Origin of the sequence: Aquirufa rosea (genome assembly GCF_004118285.1) — a bacterium.
Classification (GTDB): Bacteria; Bacteroidota; Bacteroidia; order Cytophagales; family Spirosomataceae; genus Aquirufa; species Aquirufa rosea.
Genome location: NZ_SDHY01000004.1, coordinates 244,517 through 262,331, shown reverse-complemented (window position 1 = coordinate 262,331; position 17,815 = coordinate 244,517). Strand labels below are relative to the sequence as shown.

General features: G+C 40.4%; 12 protein-coding genes. 5 read left to right on the top strand and 7 right to left on the bottom strand.

The window, feature by feature from the left end; translation table 11 throughout:
* Positions 1–2: 2 nt before the first annotated feature.
* Positions 3–1,022 carry a sialidase family protein gene (locus ESB04_RS08325; RefSeq protein ID WP_129027271.1) on the bottom strand — a complete coding sequence of 340 codons (1,020 nt, stop codon included), beginning with the start codon at positions 1,020–1,022 and terminating at the stop codon, positions 3–5.
* A gap of 141 nt (positions 1,023–1,163) precedes the next feature.
* Complete coding sequence (locus ESB04_RS08320) at positions 1,164–1,916, bottom strand: LiaF transmembrane domain-containing protein (protein ID WP_164969623.1); 753 nt, start codon at positions 1,914–1,916, stop codon at positions 1,164–1,166.
* 262 nt (positions 1,917–2,178) lie between these two features.
* On the opposite strand from ESB04_RS08320, the gene ESB04_RS08315 reads away from it, so the two are divergent.
* The 3 genes from ESB04_RS08315 to ESB04_RS08305 all read left to right on the top strand — a co-directional run bounded on the left by ESB04_RS08315 (position 2,179) and on the right by ESB04_RS08305 (position 7,036).
* Complete coding sequence (locus tag ESB04_RS08315; protein ID WP_129027269.1) at positions 2,179–5,175, top strand: PVC-type heme-binding CxxCH protein; 2,997 nt, start codon at positions 2,179–2,181, stop codon at positions 5,173–5,175.
* 128 nt (positions 5,176–5,303) lie between these two features.
* A complete protein-coding gene (locus ESB04_RS08310; protein ID WP_129027268.1) occupies positions 5,304–6,104 on the top strand; it encodes a 3-keto-disaccharide hydrolase in 801 nt (266 codons plus the stop codon).
* Positions 6,104–7,036 (top strand): SGNH/GDSL hydrolase family protein, encoded by a 933-nt coding sequence (locus tag ESB04_RS08305; RefSeq protein WP_129027267.1) that lies wholly within the window; start codon positions 6,104–6,106, stop codon positions 7,034–7,036. Before ESB04_RS08310 ends, ESB04_RS08305 begins: the two co-directional genes overlap by 1 nt.
* Here ESB04_RS08305 and ESB04_RS08300 read toward each other — a convergent pair.
* Positions 7,033–7,953 carry a metallophosphoesterase gene (locus ESB04_RS08300; protein ID WP_129027266.1) on the bottom strand — a complete coding sequence of 307 codons (921 nt, stop codon included), beginning with the start codon at positions 7,951–7,953 and terminating at the stop codon, positions 7,033–7,035. The two genes, ESB04_RS08305 and ESB04_RS08300, sit on opposite strands and share 4 nt — an antisense overlap.
* 9 nt (positions 7,954–7,962) lie before the next feature.
* Positions 7,963–8,718: a sterol desaturase family protein gene (locus ESB04_RS08295; RefSeq protein ID WP_129027265.1), complete on the bottom strand. Its 756-nt coding sequence runs from the start codon at positions 8,716–8,718 to the stop codon at positions 7,963–7,965.
* 146 nt (positions 8,719–8,864) lie between these two features.
* On the opposite strand from ESB04_RS08295, the gene ESB04_RS08290 reads away from it, so the two are divergent.
* Both ESB04_RS08290 and ESB04_RS08285 read left to right on the top strand, forming a co-directional pair.
* Positions 8,865–9,983: a vWA domain-containing protein gene (locus ESB04_RS08290; RefSeq protein ID WP_129027264.1), complete on the top strand. Its 1,119-nt coding sequence runs from the start codon at positions 8,865–8,867 to the stop codon at positions 9,981–9,983.
* Between the two features lie 6 nt (positions 9,984–9,989).
* Positions 9,990–11,432 carry an AAA family ATPase gene (locus ESB04_RS08285; RefSeq protein ID WP_129027263.1) on the top strand — a complete coding sequence of 481 codons (1,443 nt, stop codon included), beginning with the start codon at positions 9,990–9,992 and terminating at the stop codon, positions 11,430–11,432.
* A gap of 29 nt (positions 11,433–11,461) precedes the next feature.
* On the opposite strand, the gene ESB04_RS08280 is transcribed toward ESB04_RS08285, so the two are convergent.
* The 3 genes from ESB04_RS08280 to ESB04_RS08270 are packed head-to-tail and all read right to left on the bottom strand — an operon-like array spanning position 11,462 to position 17,813.
* Complete coding sequence (locus ESB04_RS08280; protein ID WP_129027262.1) at positions 11,462–13,102, bottom strand: FAD-dependent oxidoreductase; 1,641 nt, start codon at positions 13,100–13,102, stop codon at positions 11,462–11,464.
* A gap of 12 nt (positions 13,103–13,114) precedes the next feature.
* On the bottom strand, positions 13,115–14,599 hold the full coding sequence (locus ESB04_RS08275) for a DUF1501 domain-containing protein (RefSeq protein WP_129027261.1): 1,485 nt from the start codon (positions 14,597–14,599) through the stop codon (positions 13,115–13,117).
* Between the two features lie 4 nt (positions 14,600–14,603).
* Positions 14,604–17,813 carry a DUF1553 domain-containing protein gene (locus ESB04_RS08270; RefSeq protein ID WP_129027260.1) on the bottom strand — a complete coding sequence of 1,070 codons (3,210 nt, stop codon included), beginning with the start codon at positions 17,811–17,813 and terminating at the stop codon, positions 14,604–14,606.
* Positions 17,814–17,815 lie beyond the last annotated feature (2 nt).

The window sequence follows — 17,815 nt, the reverse complement described above, 5'->3', positions numbered from 1 at the left end:
AACTATAGGGAAATGACTACGTGCTTAATCTTTTCTCTTTTCCAAGTATAGGTAATATGAATTTTACCATCTTTGGTCTGAATGACAGCAGGGTATGAAAATTCCATTTTAGGTTCAGTTTCTAATATAGCCAATTCCTTCCAGTTCTTTCCATCAGAAGAAATTGCCACATTCAATGGAGAACGCCTACCACCCCATTCTTGTGATTCCTTGGTTACATGGTTATACACCAATACCTGTCTACCATCTTTTAATGTCACGGCATCGGTGCCAGAATTCGGATTTGGAAGAGAAATTGGCTTCAAAGCCGACCAGGTTTTACCTTGATCTGCTGAATAAGATTCTAAAATGTATCCATTCTTGCTTCTACAAAGAATTTGCAAACGACCATCTTTTAAAAACAAGACACTAGGCTGAATCGCCGAATACTCCTTGCCATCATTGATGGCCTCAGTACGCGTCCAGGTACGTCCACCGTCTTTGGTCATTTCAAAGTGTACCCGCCAGCCCTGGTCCTCTGAACTCGTTGGACATAATAAGGTGCCATCTTTTAACATGACTGGCTTATTTTTAATAGGGCCTAAAATTCCCAAGGGTAAACGCTCGGCATTTGACCAGGTCTTACCTCCATCTTTGGAGCGCTTAATCATACCCCACCAGCTACTAGGTGTAGGACCTTCTTTGTAAAATAATAATAACTCTCCGCCTTTGGAAGCAGGCATCTGAAATAAAACAGGATTCCATAATGGATAACGAATAGTACTATTTTGAACCCCATTCGCCACCTCCACAGGAGCGGTCCATTTCCCCTTCACCATTCTACTCACCCAGATTCCAACATCTGGATGGCGTTCCTCCGTTCCTCCAAACCAAGCGGTAACTAAACCACTGGGCGTTTCTTCTATGGTAGAGGCATGACACTCAGGGAAAGGTGCCTTTTCATAAATAAATTCTGAGCTAACTGTTTGCGCGAAAGCGCTTTGCCCCAGCACAAGAAGTGCCAGCAAATACAAAATTTTCATAGTTAAATAGGTTCAATGGAAAGCGAATTTACACTATTTATAAGAAAATCATCCTTTTTATGCCACTTTTTGAAAAAAAGGCTCCTAAAAAATGATTTTATTTTTCCTGCAAATGCCTCCAAAGCCACCTAAATCATATACTTAACGGATATCCTTAATTTCTATCCCCGACAAGGCTTGAATACCATTTAGATACAATATCTTCTTTTCTCCCTCCAAATTATTACCTAAAGTATTTCGTTTGTCCTCAAAACCTGCCAATAAAGTTGTGTAATGCTGCCTAATTTCCCAGTTGGCCGGAACGTATATTGTCACACCTGATAAAATTTGGGTCAATTCAATTTGAATGGAGACTCCTTCAAATTCCACTTGACTTAAATCTATTTCCATTCCTGCCAAAATATTGGTCAGATTTGCTCCCTTAAAATCTTGGTTGGTTACCTTAAGATGACGGGAACTGAGTACACTGGAAATAGCTATAAAAGGTTCATCATGGATGGAAAAATGGGCATTCGAACTACCTGTGCCTGATTGCCCAGAACTATCCTCTCTTCCCATTGATTTCTTATTGGCCTTTCGATTGGTTTTCAAGACCATAGAAATTCCAATCAAAATAAATACCAATGGAAGGGTATATTCAAAAATATCAACCTCAACAAATTCATGATCAATGAGAAAAATTGAGCCTATGATTAAAGGCCAAAACCATCCATTCCCTTGAAATGAGCTACTAATTCCAGATACTAAACCCACTACTATCAGTAAAACAGGCCAAGTAAATAACCATTCAGGAAATTCAAACCAATCTGCTTGACGAATTAAAAAGACGATTCCAACCAACAGGAAAACAATTCCAACGGTACTGCCAGATGTAGAAGTAGATTTTTTGCTCATGATTTTTAGGGTATAAATTTGTTCTACAAGTAAATGAAAAGGTCCATTTGATTCCATCATTTTAGGATAAACGGAAGATAACCAAGAGAATAGGTTCTATCTCCAATGAAAATTGACCCACACAATTCATCTAACACAACTATTTATACATGTTTCTAATAAAATCTAGCAAATTCATCCAATTAGCCATAACTAGGCTTTTTATGGTTTATCAAAACATGAAAAATCTCATAACTTGCAAGTTCTAAACCTATAAAGTAACATGCATAAGTTGATATTATTTTTCATTTGCCTAAGCTTTTTCGCCTGTTCTACGGAGAAAAAGCATACCCCACAACTTTCCAAAGAACAACAAAAAGCACTTGATGATTTTAAAATCATGGATGGCTTTGAGATAGAAATGGTGGCAGCAGAACCCCTGATGGCTGATCCCGTGGCCATGGAAATAGATGAAGATGGCAATTGGTTTGTTTTAGAAATGCCCGGTTACCCATTGGACCTCAGTAAAACGGGGCAAGTACGCAAGCTAATGGATACTAATGGAGATGGATATCCCGACAAATCAGAAGTATTTGTGGATAGTTTAACTCTACCCATGGGTATCATGAAATGGAAAAAGGGAATTATCATAGCAGATGCCCCAAATATCCTGTATTTTGAAGATACCAATGGAGATAATAAAGCGGATAAAAAAGAAGTGATATTAACAGGCTTTTCCTTGTCCAATCCTCAACATAACATGAATTCACCTAAGTTCGGTTTGGATAACTGGATTTATTTAGGACATTCCGGCTCCATCAATTCTTTTGCCTACGAATACCTTTTTGGTGATAAAGGAAGCGATATTCGTTACCCTTCAAATCCCAAAGCTCCCTTCTTACCAAAAAATGGGAATGGTAGAAATGTTCGATTCAAACCAGATAGTTTTGGCTTAGAATCCATGTCTGGGGAAACTCAATACGGACATACCTTTGATCCTTGGGGACATCGCTTTTACACAGATAATGCAGATCACCTGTACCACGAAGTGTTGGATGCCCGTTACACCAGTACCAATCCGAATTTAGTCATACCTGAAGCCATGGAAAAAATTCCTGATCATGGCGATGCATGTGAGATCTATCCAATCTCAGAAAATCCCAATCACCAATTATTAACTGATGTGGGAGTGGTTACTTCTAGTTGTGGTATCACATGGTACGATGGTGGCGCATTTGGAAAAGATTTTGACAAAGTGACTTTTGTGGGAGAGCCCGTTCATAATTTGGTGCATGCCGATATCATTGAATCCAAAGGCTCCACTTTTTCTGGAAAAAGATTATTAGAGAAAAAGGAATTTTTAGCTTCTAAAGACCCCTGGTTTAGACCTGTCAACTTTTATGTCGGTCCCGATGGTGCCTTGTATGTCATTGATTATTACCGGCAATTAATCGAACACCCTGAATGGATGTCAGAAGAGGTAAACAAAAGTGGTGCTTTGTATAACGGAAAAACCAAAGGCCGTATTTACCGTATTACCAAGAAAGGAAGTAACAGCATGAACTGGATGAATGAGACTCATGTATCGAAAGAATCTTCCGAAAAACTGGTAGAACTTCTTCAGTCAGAGAACGGCTGGTTTAGAAAAACGGCACAACGTTTATTATTCCACCGCAAGGACCTTTCAGTAGTGCCTGCCTTACAGGAAATCGTATCCAAAAAAGAAGCAGAAGCAAGTGTCCCAGCCTTGTGGTTATTATCTGATTGGGGGAAACTACGGCCAGAAGATTTGGTATCAGCTTTGGATAATCCATCTGCTGGGGTTCGCGAAAATGCTTTAAAAATCGCTGACCACTTGTGGAATTCTCCTGCCTATTCTTCCAACAAAGAACTCACTCAATCGCTCATAAAAACCGCCAAAGACTCGGATGCACGCGTTCGCTTTCAATGGCTTTGCTCTTCTGCCTTCTTTACTTTTCCTGAAGCTGTAGCCCTAAGAAGTAGTATTTTAAATCAAGATATTGATGACCATTGGGTGGGAGTGGCCGCCATAGCGGCATCAAAAGGTTCTGAACTTGATTTATTAAAAGGAGCCATCAAGAATTTTGGAAATAAACCCTCTGAGGGAAAGGAAAACTTCTTCGCTTACATTGCTGCAGCCCTGATGAAAAAGCAAGATGTAAGTTTCATCCCATTAACAAGTGATATTCAAGTTAGTAATGATTGGTGGCAAGCCGCTATGCTGAAAGGACTAGCCCAATATGCCGAATATGCTGAAAAGAAAATCAGCTTAGATGAAAATCAAAAAAATGCGCTGGCCCATTCCTTCTTGATTTCACCAGATAGCAAAATGCGTCGTGCCATCATTGCTGTTTTTAAAGCAGTAGGCTTACCGACAAATAAAGCATTTACCCAAGAGGTCTATGCCAAATTTTCAGGGAGTCAGGAAGCTAAATTCCAAGAGGATGCCCTGGCTTTACTTAGTCTGCAAAAAGACCCCGCATTTACTGCTAAATTAGTTTCTTTCATATGTACCTCTGGAAGTGAATCCGTACAATTAGCCAGTATTAAAGCATTGCCTAATCAAATTTCTGCCAAAGAAATGGCTCAGGTAAATCAGGTTTACCAGCAAATGAAAATTCCCTCCAGAAAAGCCTGGATTCGCTACCAAATTGTGAATGAAAAATACATGACTCCGCTATTGAAGGAAATTGCCAATAAAAATATACCGAAAACGGATTTAGAATGGCCGCAATTTGTAGAGCTTATGAACTCATACGATGCTTCCGTTAGGAAATTAGCTAGGGAAGTATTGGCTATCAGTGAAGATAGAAAAGCCGTATTACAAAATTATTTACCTGCCGCAGAAATGGCGGGCAATCCCAGCCGAGGAAAAGAAATCTTTAAAAGTAATTGTACGGTTTGTCATCAAATCAAAGGTGTTTCAGGGGTGTCATTTGGACCAGATTTGTCGACCTTGAAAAGCAGAAATGCATTGTCTATCATTACTGAAATTATTAATCCCAACAATTCCATCGCTGACAAATATGGCAATTGGGATTTACAGCTTTCAGATGGTAGCAGATTATCAGGAATTATTACCTCTGAAAACGATAATTCCATTAGTTTAAAACAAATGGGAGGTGCCGTTCAAACAATAGAAAAAAATCGAATTAAATCTCGCATCGCTTCTAAAGTATCTGCCATGCCCAATGGTTTAGATGCCAATATCAAGCTACAAGATATGGCTGATTTGGTGGCCTTTATTAAGGGAATTTAAATTTAAATTCGCTAGGGCTGACAGCGTTTGAAACGCTGTCAGCCCTGCTACAAAAACAAAATAATCGAATTTTTTATTCAAGAATCTGATATATTTGGACAATCGCTTAAATAACCTATTTACTGATTATGTTGTCCAAATTTCCAATTACCTTTCTTGCCATCCTATTGGCATTAAATGCCTTAGCCACCCATCCAAAAAAAGAAAAATGGATTTCTCTTTTCAACGGCAAAGACATCAAGGATTGGATCGTAAAAATCCACCATCATGAAGTGGGTGATAATTTTGGCCAAACATTTCGAGTAGAAGATGGCTTGATTAAAGTGCGCTATGACCAATACGATCATTTCAATAATCGATATGGGCATTTATACTATAAAAAACCATTTTCCTATTACAAGCTTCGATTAGAATATCGATTTACCGGCATTTGGCGAAAAGATGCTCCTGACTATACCTTAAAAAACTCTGGAGTGATGTTTCATGCCCAAGATCCTAAAACCATACTCAAAGAACAGGACTGGCCGATTTCCGTGGAAATGCAATTTTTAGCTGGTTTAGGAGATGGCAAACCTAGACCAACAGGCAATATGTGTTCTCCGGGAACCGATGTGTTTTATCATGGCAGAATTGATCCGAGGCATTGCATCAATTCCAGCTCTAAGACCTATGAAGGAGATCAATGGGTAAAAGCAGAACTGGTAGTATTGGGTGACTCACTTGTCAGTCATTACATCAACGGCGAAAAAGTATTGGAATACTCTAAACCGCAAATTGGTGGCGGTGTAGCCAATGGCTATAATCCAGCCCTTAAAATTGACGGCAAATTGTTGAAAGAAGGGTACATCGCACTTCAAAGTGAAGGTCAAGAAATCGACTTTAGAAACATTGAAATTCTAAAATTGCCGATGCCCAAATCCCAAAAATAATGAGACTATATTCACTCAGATTCTTGTCTGTAAGTCTACTGTTATTAGCCAGCGTGATTTCCACACAGGCACAAATTTTTGATGCTTCTGTCAAACGAGTGCTTTTTTTAGGAAATAGCATCACCTATGCCGCAGGTTATGTTCAAGCCATTGAAGCATACCATAAAGCTCATTTCCCAGAACATAAAATAGAATTTATAAACGCTGGTCTTCCCAGTGAAACCGTTTCAGGATTGTCTGAGGAAGGACATGCCGATGGTCGATTTCCTAGACCAGACCTTCATGAACGATTGGATAGAGTATTGTTTCAAACTCAGGCGGATGTCGTTTTTGCATCCTATGGAATGAATGATGGAATATATCTCCCCTTGGACTCCGCACGATTTAAAAAATTTAAAGAAGGTGTCGAATGGCTGCACGCCCAAATAGAAGCTAGGGGTTCAAAAATCATCCATATTACCCCAAGCCCTTATGACGAAACTAAGGGCAAAAAACTAGGCTATGCCCAAGTACTTGACCAGTATTCAAACTGGCTCTTGCAACATTCCAATTGGGAGGTCATTGATGTACATTTCCCCATGAAAAACTATCAAATAGAGCAACAAAAGACTGACCCGCAATTTGCTCTTGCCAATGATGGCGTTCATCCAGGAGAATTGGGACATTGGCTCATGGCACAACAAATTTTACATTATTTGGGACAAAAAGACATACTTTCAGCCCATTCCATTATAGAAACATTACCAAAGAGCATCAAAAACCCTACGGCCTATGTTCAATTAATCGCAAAACGGCATAACCTGATGAAAGATGCCTGGCTGACATCCATAGGCCACAAACGTCCTGAAATGAAAAAAGGGCTCCCTTTATTGGAAGCCCTTCAATTATCAGTAGAAATTGATCAACAAATTGACTCTTTGAGAGTGCCTTAGTCAACCATCAATTGCTCAAATAAAAACAATTGAGATGATTTTGGATCAACGATCACCCTTACCGTTTCCATATCTGCCTCACCAAAAACCTGTAAGCGCGTAAAATTTAATAAAGTAGACTTCTTATCTGGCATCAATAAAGGTTTTTCAATAATCAAACGGTGGGAATCTCCGTTAATCCATAAAACTGGCTTGCCATAGGCCCTGGTTAAGGCACTTAACTTCTCGACAATTTGAGTGAAACCGGTAGGAACGGCCCCATGATAAAACATATCTGCTTGCGTAAAAAATACCAAGCCTTTTTTGTTACTCGCTTTGGCAAACACTTCCTCTAACCAAGCTTCATTTGCCCTTTCGCGCTCATTAAATTCAGTATTATCTGCATTCCCTGCTTTCAAATTATTATTAGATCCCACTAGGTGTATAGTCGCAAATTGAATCCCGCCATATTCCCAAGCGTTATTCTCTACATAGTTGGCAAAAGCTGGATTCTCCGACTGTGAAACTAGTTTTATTTTCTTCTTGCCAAAGCTTTCTTTCTTAGCAAAAAAGACTTTTCTCAGCTCTCTCAAACGCTCATTTGCGTCATATTCCCCTGCCCCTTTCCGATGACAATCTGTCCACTCATTATCGCCTGGAGTATAAATCAATGGCTGTTCAAAGCTTTCAAAATACTGAATGATTTTATAAAAATACTCCGTGGAGCATGGCGTAGAGCCCGATTTAATATCCCCCACATGCACACTAAAAACAGGTTTTTCTTGATTTATCTTTTTAATGACTCCTTCAAATCGTCCATAGTCCTCAGGCAATTTGTATGGCATATCACCAAAAGCGATAAAATTGAATTTCTTGCTTTGTGCCGTAGCTTCCGCACCCAGCAAGATGCAGAAAATTAAACTTGATAAAAATTTCATAGTATAGGTTTATTGTTTTGCTTTTACTTTTTCAAAGACTTCATCATAGTCATCTCGCAAAGTCCCCATCACTCGATCCCAAAACAAGAGATATAGGCCATAATTTCCTTTAAAATATTTATGATGCTGATTATGACTCACAGATGTATTTATCCACTTTCCAATCTTTGATTTAGAAAAACCAGAAGGATATAATTCCCAGCCTAAATGCCCATAGGCATTATAAATAATCGAGAAAAAGAAAAATAGGAACAGGTGACTGCTATGGATGGGAATGGTAAATACGAATAAGACAAAAATACCCGTCTCTACGATCGATTCCAATGGATGAAATGCATAGGCGGCCCAAGGAGAGGGGTTTGTTGATAAATGATGAACCTTATGAACCCACTTAAATATACTGGGTTGATGCATGATGCGATGAGCCCAATAAAAATAAGTATCATGCATCAGGAACATCAGTAAATACGCAAACCAATAATAGCCCCAACCCATGTCGTCAATGTTGTCATACACAGTGGTGTAAGGCCGAATATCAGGATTCTGAACAATCAGTATGGGAACCAAGGCAAAGAGTAAAATGGTGCCTAAAGAGTAAGAAATCTCCCTTACATAGTCTCCCAATTTAGGATAAGCCGCCTGAATTTTCTTACTAGCAAAAACCCGCTTAAAAAGTACATAAAAAATCAAATAATATACCCCAGCGACTAGATAATATCGGCTCCCGATGCTAAAGGCAATTTGAATAAATTTTTCTACTGTCATGGGTAAAATTTTGCAAAGTAAATGTATGGAAATAAGCCGTCTTTAAAAAAATTGTCTTATTGATTTCATTTCTGAACTTAAAATTTAAAATGTTGAAACAGAAAAGCCTAGATTAGCGTTACAAATGAGTTCCCTTTTCGCCCCACATGAGTCAAGAAAATAAAAGAGCCCTTTACTTTAAAATCTATGAGCCTGAAAATCAGAGCCCATTTGATAAGCTTTTTGCCATTTTCAAAGAGTTGATTGTTCATACCTCTGGCGACTTTGATGAAGCCATTGATTGGTTGCGAGAACTAGATAAAGAATATCAGCTTACAGATGAAAACTATACCATCGATGATTTCATTGAAGATTTGAAAAAAAGAGGTTACATCCGTGATGAAACCCGGGAAGATGGTAGTTCAGGTTTAGGGATAACGGCCAAAACAGAGAGGGCTATACGCCAACAAGCTTTGGATACCATTTTTGGTGATTTGAAACGTAGTGGATCTGGAAATCACAAGAGCAAGCATCCAGGTAGTGGCGACGAGCATACTGGTGAGTTTAGAGAGTACCGTTTTGGAGATAGTTTAGAGAAAATTTCGTTGACTGAAAGTCTCCGAAATGCTCAGGTTAACCATGGCATGGATCAATTCCAGCTTAGTGAGGATGACCTAGTAGTAGAGGAATCTTTGCACAAATCCCAAATGAGTACCGTGCTCATGATTGATATTAGTCATAGCATGATTTTATACGGTGAAGATAGAATCACACCCGCCAAAAAAGTAGCGATGGCTTTAGCCCAGCTCATCACCACAAGATATCCCAAAGATACCTTAGACATCCTAGTCTTTGGCAACGATGCCTGGAGTATTTCTATCAAAGATTTACCCTATCTAAAAGTGGGTCCTTACCATACCAATACGGTAGCAGGCTTACAATTGGCCATGGATATTTTGAGAAGAAAAAGAAATACCAATAAGCAGATTTTCATGATCACCGATGGTAAGCCAAGCTGTGTTAAACTGCCGAATGGGGAATATTATATGAATAGCAATGGTCTAGACGAATACATTGTGGATAAGTGTTATACGCAAGCCCAGCAAGCTAGAAAATTACATATTCCCATCACTACTTTCATGATTGCGCGAGACCATTATTTGCAACGATTTGTGAATGAATTTACACAAGCCAACCAGGGAAAAGCCTTTTATACGGGTCTAAAAGGTTTGGGTGAAATGATTTTCGAAGACTACGAAACTAATAGAAAAAAACGCATTAAATAAAGACATATGTCCATGAACAACATTGCCACTTTAGGAGAATTAAAAAAAGTAGGATATAAGACTAGAGGCATCAAAGATGAATTAAGACAAAACCTCATTGCCAAAATCCAGTCGGGACAAGCTCCTTTTGAAGGAGTTCATGGCTTTGAACATACTGTCATACCTGAATTAGAAAGAGCTATTTTATCGCGCCACAATATTAATTTGTTGGGACTTCGGGGACAAGCTAAAACCCGCTTGGCCCGTTTAATGGTTAGCCTACTGGATGAATATATTCCCTATGTAACTGGGTCTGAAATCAACGATGATCCATTTCAACCGATTTCAAGATTTGCCAAAGACCTAATCGCCGAAAAGGGGGATACGACTCCCATTTCCTGGTTGCACCGAGATGAGCGTTTCTTCGAAAAATTGGCTACGCCCGATGTGACCGTGGCTGATTTAATTGGGGATGTTGACCCTATCAAAGCTGCCAACCTAAAACTTTCTTATGCCGACGACCGAGTTATCCATTTTGGTATGATTCCTCGAGCTAATCGTTGCATTTTTGTCATCAATGAATTACCTGATTTGCAAGCTCGTATACAAGTGGCATTATTCAATATTTTGCAAGAAGGTGACATTCAGATTCGTGGATTCAAATTACGGATGCCTTTGGATTTGCAATTTATATTTACCGCTAACCCGGAGGATTATACCAACCGAGGAAGTATTGTGACACCTCTGAAAGACCGTATTGGCTCTCAAATTTTAACTCATTATCCAGAATCCATTGAGGTGGCCAAAACCATTACTGCTCAAGAAGCTAAACTAGAAAAAGAGCAAAAAGACCGAATATATGTGCCCGAATTGGCCATGGATATATTAGAACAAATAAGTTTTGTAGCGAGAGAATCTGAATACATCGATGCCAAAAGTGGGGTGAGTGCGCGTATGAGCATTACGGCATTAGAAAATCTCATGAGCACCGCTGAAAGACGTGCTCTTCGCTCAGGAGATGAACATACTTCCTTGCGACTTTCCGATTTCATGGGTATTGTACCATCCATCACGGGTAAAGTGGAGTTGGTCTATGAAGGCGAACAGGAAGGAGCGGCAGAAGTGGCGCAACAACTGATTAGTCAAGCTGTACATCATTTTTTCCCGAACTATTTCCCAAAAATAGAAAAGCTCCACAAGAAAGATTTGGCCAGTCCATACGACCCATTACTTGAATTTATCTTTACCGAAGGCGGAGTGGTCATTACCGATGATTGTCCAGATGCAGAATACCAAAGTAGCCTGGATTCCATTAAGCCTTTGGATGATTTACTCAAGCAATACGCCCCCAAAGTAAAGAAGGAGGATCGCTATTTCATGAAAGAACTCATCCTTTGGGGATTAGCCGAATACCGCAAATTAAGCAAAGAGCGAATCACGGAAGGCTATCAGTTTAAGGATTTGCTTTAATTGAATGTAGAATAAGTGGTTTCTTTTTCCTAATAAGTAAGCACCTGACCACCCTGCAACAACCGCTCTTTTAACAAAGAATAGGGTAATTGTTGAGGAATGGTGTTTTGCTGGATAGCTAACACGGCTGCTGTGGCGGCAGATTGTCCCAAAATCATGAATACGGGTTCCATGCGAATAGATCCGTAGGCAATGTGGGAACTTGAAAGACAAACCGGCACCAATAAGTTTTGACATTCCTGCTCTTTAGGAAGAATAGAGCCATAGGCAATGGAGTAAGGTCTATCCGGATGCACTCCAATGTCTCCTTCATTTTGAACGAATCCCTCCTCCGTCACAAAGCGCTGCGCATTGTGCGAATCTAAGGAATAGGACCCCATGCCGATGGATTCAGGAACCTGAGTTTTCCCCAAAGCGTCCGCTTCTTTCATGACATATTTGCCCAACATTCTTCTGGCTTCTCGCACATAAAGTTGATGCGGCCACCCTCCATTATCCTTAAATTCATCTTTGGCCAAACCCCAGGTTTTCATACGTTCTTGCACATCGGAAGGAACCCTAGAGTCATTTTGTAAAAAATACATCAATCCTTTTTGGTAGAGTTCATGTTCCTTGATAATGGCTTTTCTACGGGCATAACTTGCCTCTGGATAATCATAGTTTTTACCAATGAAATCAGTACTAAAAGGTCCATGATTATTAGTGTCCGTCTTTCTATTAGGAATGGCATCAAACTTATCAAAAGTCTCCCTCCATCCACTTTCAAATACCCGTGCATACAAGGTATATCGATTGGGATCATATCCTACTGGCTTAGGAAATACTATTCTATTTTCCGGATGATTACTCAAACACATCCGAAAACAATACGCTTGTATTTTATGATCCCCTGAACCATTTGGTCCAGGCTTTTCTCTTGAAATTTCTGGTAATAATCCGCTAGATGGATCATTAGCTATTTTATATGGACTAATCTTAGATTTGAAATAATGTCCATGTTGAAATACTCCCACTTGAACCCCATTCCACTTTTCATCATATACGGTATTCGCCTCCCGGCCTACATGGTATTTCACCCCTGCCAATGCCATTAAATCTCCCTCATATGTGGCATCTATGAACATTTTGCCCACAAAATGTTTCTTAGACAAAGTGCTTATTTCCAGAATTTTAGCACCATTTAATTGGATACCATTTTTACTGCGGTCCAAGCACTCATTCCGCATCACTTGGATTTGGTTTTCTTTCACCAAGTCTTCAAATACTTGCTCGGCCACATGCGGCTCAAAAATCCACATCGTCCTGTTGGTACCATCCATCGCCACCGTTCCCTGGCCCTTATTTCCAAACTGTGATTTTTTCTCCCAAAGCCAACTTTCCTCTTTTTGATAATGTAGGTAAACCCGATGATAAAACTCTCTTGACAATCCCCCAATCACCTCTTTATTTCCCGTATCAGAAAAGCCCAAACCTCCCGAAGTCAGCCCTCCCAAATGTTTATCTGGTGAAACCACGATGACGCTGTGCCCCATTTTTTTCACTTGTACCGCTGCCATGATGGCAGAGGCATTCCCTCCATATACAATAACATCTGCGGAATATATCTTTTGTGCATAGGTGCTACAGCTACTAGCCAAACAGATAATCAAGATAATTTTACATAATTTCATACTCATCAAAATTTAGGATAATATTCCCTTAACCACCTTCCCATGCACGTCAGTTAGTCGGAAGCGGCGACCTTGATATTTATACACCAACTGCTCATGGTCTATCCCCATCAAATGCAGTAATGTAGCTTGAAAATCATGCACATGAACGGGGTCTTTGATGATATTATAACTGAAATCATCTGTCTGACCAAAGCTCGTTCCTGCTTTGACTCCTGCCCCCGCCATCCACATACTAAAACACTTGGGATGATGGTCTCTTCCGTAACCTGTAGGAGATAATTTACCTTGAGAATAAACGGTTCTTCCAAATTCTCCACCCCAAATTACCAAGGTATCTTCTAACATTCCTCTGCGTTTCAAATCCATAATCAAGGCTGCTGTCGCTTGATCCGTTTGCTTGCACTGATTTACGATATTCTTCGGTAAACTGTCGTGATGGTCCCATCCTTGGTGATACAACTGAACAAAGCGAACGTCTTTTTCCAGAAGCTTTCGGGCCAACAAACAATTGGCGGCAAAACTGCCTTTATCCCGACTATTAGGCCCGTACAAATCAAAAACCTCTTGTGGTTCATCAGAGACATCCATTACCTCCGGAACGGAAGTTTGCATGCGATAAGCCATTTCATACTGCGAAATTCGAGCATCCACTTCCGGATCTCCCCAAGCCTCATTTTGCAATTGATTCAACTGCTTTAAATAGTCCAACATCTCTCGACGGTCTTTGCCATCATAACCTTCCGGATTGGACAAAAACAAAACAGGGTCTTTACTAGATCTGAACTGCACCCCTTGATGTTCCGAAGGCAAAAATCCATTCCCCCAAAGTCGAGCATACAAAGGCTGATCTTTCGAAGCATCTTTGGACACCATGACAATAAAGGCAGGTAAGTTTTGATTCTCGGAACCTAAACCATAACTCAACCAGGAACCAATGGACGGTCTGCCGGGCAACTGATGTCCCGTTTGAAAAAAGGTGATTGCTGGGTCATGGTTGATTTGTTCCGTAAACATGGATTTGATGATGCACAATTCATCCACCACTTGAGCCGTATATGGCAACAAATCACTCACCCAAGTTTGACTTTGCCCATATTGTCTAAATCCATAAGCGGAAGCGGCCACTGGTAGCACCGCCTGATTCGCACTCATTCCCGTCAAACGCTGCCCTTTCCGTACCGAATCGGGCAAATCTTGCCCCATTCTTTTAGTCAATTCGGGTTTATAATCCCAAGTCTCAAACTGTGATGGGCCTCCGCTCATAAACAAGTAAACCACTCGCTTGGCCTTTGGGGCTATACGTGGCAAAGCCTGCCATATTTGTTCTTCCAAGGATTGACCCGCTGCCTGATGTGAAGCTAACAGTCCATGTAAGGCCACTGCCCCAAAACCCATGGCCGTCTTCTTTAAAAAATCACGCCGATCTAGCCCTCGATTCAGTTTTTCTAAATCAGGATGGGATAAACGAAAAGGATCTACATGTTTATGTCCCATAGTTTTATCGTTTAGTTATGCTGGCATCAGAGTTCATAATGGCACTGGCTACCACTGCATGTGCGGCCACCAAATTGCTATCAACACTGCTGTTGATTTTCTTCATGCCTGCTTGCAACCAGCCTTTGGCTTTGGCAGGGTCACGCTGAAAACGAAGCAGCGATTTTCGCTGCAAATCAAGCAATAGATTTAATTCTTTTTCCGATGCCTCTCGACTAGTCAATTTTTTAAATGCCAATTGTATGGCTTGACCCGCATCTTTTTCTGTGGCCATTTGCTCTCCGAGCACCTTGGCTGCCTCCAGAAATGTGGGATCATTCAAGCCTACTAAAGCCTGCAAGGGTGTATTGGTTTTTTGTCTTCTTGCCAAACATGAACTTCGACTAGGCGCATCAAAAGTCGCCAAAGTAGGATTGGGAACTGAACGCTTGACCACGACATATAAACTCCTTCGATATACCGCTGAGCTGGTATCCTGTTTATAATGCGAACTATTTATTTCCCACAATCCATCAGGTTGATAAGGATACACACTTTTACCTCCAATCTTTTTCACCAATAAACCCGATGCCATTAAGGCATTATCACGAATCATTTCCGCACTGAGCCGGACAGAAGGTCCGCGCGCCAGCAATCGGTTTTCAGGATCTTTTTCTCTTTGCTCAGCCGTAGCCCTAGAATCTTGTTGATAGGTTTCTGACATCACCATTTGCTTCATCAGTTGTTTGATATTCCAGCCCGACTCTCGGAATTGAATGGCTAAAGCATCTAATAGTTCGGGGTGACTAGGCATTTCGCCTTGATTCCCAAAATCCTCGGAGGTTTTTACTAGACCTATGCCAAAGAAATTTTGCCAGAAGCGATTCACCGCTACACGTGCTGTCAGAGGATTATTTTCATGCGTCAACCATTGCGCTAATCCAAGCCTATTTTTAGGAAGATTGGAAGGGAAAGCCAATATGTTGGAAGGCGTATTAGGGAATACCTCCTCCCCAGGAGCATCGTATTGTCCACGCTGAAGTAGGAATGTCTTTTTAGGCTTGGGCATTTCTTGCATGATCATAACCTCCTCCACTTTCTCAGATGAATCCGCCAATGCGGTTCGCCAATGTTTGAGTTCTTTGGCATAAGCCACCTGCTGGGAATCTAGATTTTGTTTAAAATAGGCTCTAAAAGCTTCTCCTTGAGTATTGGTCCATTGTTCCTGCGACTTAAAAACGATGTCCTTCCAAGAGGCTTTTTGAGCTAATATTTGTATCTCCCAAGGAATTAACTCCCGATTATATACGGCCACTTCATCTGCCTTACCGCCTTTAAAGCCTAATCCACGCCACCATCCGCCAATCTGCAAGCCTAATTCGTTTTTCGAAAAATAGATGATGTCTTTATACAACTGGTCTATGACCGTTTCCATCTCAGCCTTTTGTCCATCCACAAATAAATTAAATCCATCAGCCTTAGATGATCCATCATAGCTCAAAGCCAAATGAATCCATTGGTCTCGTGGAATATCTACCTTTATAACCTTATTGATGGCATTGGAAGGAGCCGTATGCGCCATGTTGATTTCCAATCGGTTGTTTTTCAAATACACATGAAAGCCCTTGAAATTATATAGTCGCTCCGCATTACTCTTATGAAAAATAACGCCTTCTTTCATGTCTTTAGGAATATTCACCCACATGCCTATGGTAAACGGCTCCGACTTTCTAAAAACTCCGGCAGGACTTAAATCTGCATAAATATCCCCATCAAAAACCAAGCCTTGACCTTGTATTCCTTTCACAAACACTGGCTGATCACCCGTTTTTCCAGACTCTCTTTTAATGATTCCGACTTGTTCATTCAGCTTATTTTTCAAAGAAGCATCCAAATCAAAATAAGCCACCAAACCCTGCTGAGGAATAGACTCTTGGGCTAGTTTTTCATGTGATTTATTTTTTATCCAAGCTTGAAATGAAGCATTGGAACTTGGAATTTGATTCATTTTTTCCTCGACCGTTTGAATCTTATTTTGAATAAAGGTCAAAATCGCTTCCTTCTCTTTAGTAGGCAACATCAAGGTTGGCGTAGGTAAATCATCTGAATAAGATATTTGTCCTGCTTCCCGAACATTATTGAAAAAGCTAAAAAGCTCGTAATAATTTTTCTGCGAAATAGGGTCAAATTTGTGATCGTGACAACGAGCGCAACCGGTCGATATAGCCATAAATGCTTCCCCAAAGGTATTGGTACGGTCTATCACATATTCCGCCTGAAATTCTTCCTCCACAATTCCCCCTTCTGTATTTTGAGGATGGTTACGGTTAAAACCTGTGGCAATCAACATCTCCTTGGTAGGATTTGGCATTAAATCTCCTGCCAACTGTTGGTGAATGAAGGTATCATAAGGCATGTTAGTATTAAATGCCTTGATGACCCAATCACGGTAAGGCGACATATCTCGGATGCGGTCAACCGTATATCCGTGTGAATCGGCAAATCGGGCTAAATCCAACCAGTCAACGGCCATTTTTTCCCCAAAATGAGGTGAAGCCAACAAGCGATCCACTTGTTTTTCATAAGCCGAAGGAGAAACATCTTGTAAAAAATTCTCTAATTCTGTCGTAGTAGGCGCCAATCCCGTTAAATCAAAAGATAATCGGCGCAAGAGCATGGCTTTAGACGCCGCTACACTCTTTTTCATGAACTCTTTTTCAAGTCGATTTTGTACCCAATAATCAACCAGATTCATCCCTTTTTTAGCTTCAAGCATAGGATGCTTGACGGGTTTAACAAAAGCCCAATGAGGTTTATAGACAGCACCCTCTTGAATCCATTTAAGTAAAGTTGCCTTTTCTTTGGGTGAAAGACTCAAATGGGACTTTGGTACGGGCATGACATAGCTTGGATCTTTGGAAAGAATGCGATGTGCCAATTCACTTTTTAGGAGATTGCCCGGCGTAATGGCTACTTTATTGGGATTTTCAGGCAATTTACCATAAGCAGCGGAGGGTAAATCTAATCGTAAACCTGCCTTTTGCTTGGCTTTATCGGGACCATGACAGGCAAAACATTTATCAGATAAAATAGGCTTAATATGAATATTAAAATCCAAAGCAGCAGGTAGTTGCTTATACTCGAAAGCCACATCTGCCGGCAATGGCAAGCTCTTTGGTGGCTTAGCAGCTATCAAAAAAAAGAGAGGAAATATGATAAACCAATACCTTTTCATAG

What these genes read in the sequence shown, in the direction of transcription:
- ESB04_RS08325 (WP_129027271.1), bottom strand. Translation starts at nt 1,022, where the DNA reads ATGAAAATTTTGTATTTGCTGGCACTTCTTGTGCTGGGGCAAAGCGCT.
- ESB04_RS08320 (WP_164969623.1), bottom strand. Translation starts at nt 1,916, where the DNA reads ATGAGCAAAAAATCTACTTCTACATCTGGCAGTACCGTTGGAATTGTT.
- ESB04_RS08315 (WP_129027269.1), top strand. Translation starts at nt 2,179, where the DNA reads ATGCATAAGTTGATATTATTTTTCATTTGCCTAAGCTTTTTCGCCTGT.
- ESB04_RS08310 (WP_129027268.1), top strand. Translation starts at nt 5,304, where the DNA reads ATGTTGTCCAAATTTCCAATTACCTTTCTTGCCATCCTATTGGCATTA.
- ESB04_RS08305 (WP_129027267.1), top strand. Translation starts at nt 6,104, where the DNA reads ATGAGACTATATTCACTCAGATTCTTGTCTGTAAGTCTACTGTTATTA.
- ESB04_RS08300 (WP_129027266.1), bottom strand. Translation starts at nt 7,953, where the DNA reads ATGAAATTTTTATCAAGTTTAATTTTCTGCATCTTGCTGGGTGCGGAA.
- ESB04_RS08295 (WP_129027265.1), bottom strand. Translation starts at nt 8,718, where the DNA reads ATGACAGTAGAAAAATTTATTCAAATTGCCTTTAGCATCGGGAGCCGA.
- ESB04_RS08290 (WP_129027264.1), top strand. Translation starts at nt 8,865, where the DNA reads ATGAGTCAAGAAAATAAAAGAGCCCTTTACTTTAAAATCTATGAGCCT.
- ESB04_RS08285 (WP_129027263.1), top strand. Translation starts at nt 9,990, where the DNA reads ATGTCCATGAACAACATTGCCACTTTAGGAGAATTAAAAAAAGTAGGA.
- ESB04_RS08280 (WP_129027262.1), bottom strand. Translation starts at nt 13,102, where the DNA reads ATGAAATTATGTAAAATTATCTTGATTATCTGTTTGGCTAGTAGCTGT.
- ESB04_RS08275 (WP_129027261.1), bottom strand. Translation starts at nt 14,599, where the DNA reads ATGGGACATAAACATGTAGATCCTTTTCGTTTATCCCATCCTGATTTA.
- ESB04_RS08270 (WP_129027260.1), bottom strand. Translation starts at nt 17,813, where the DNA reads ATGAAAAGGTATTGGTTTATCATATTTCCTCTCTTTTTTTTGATAGCT.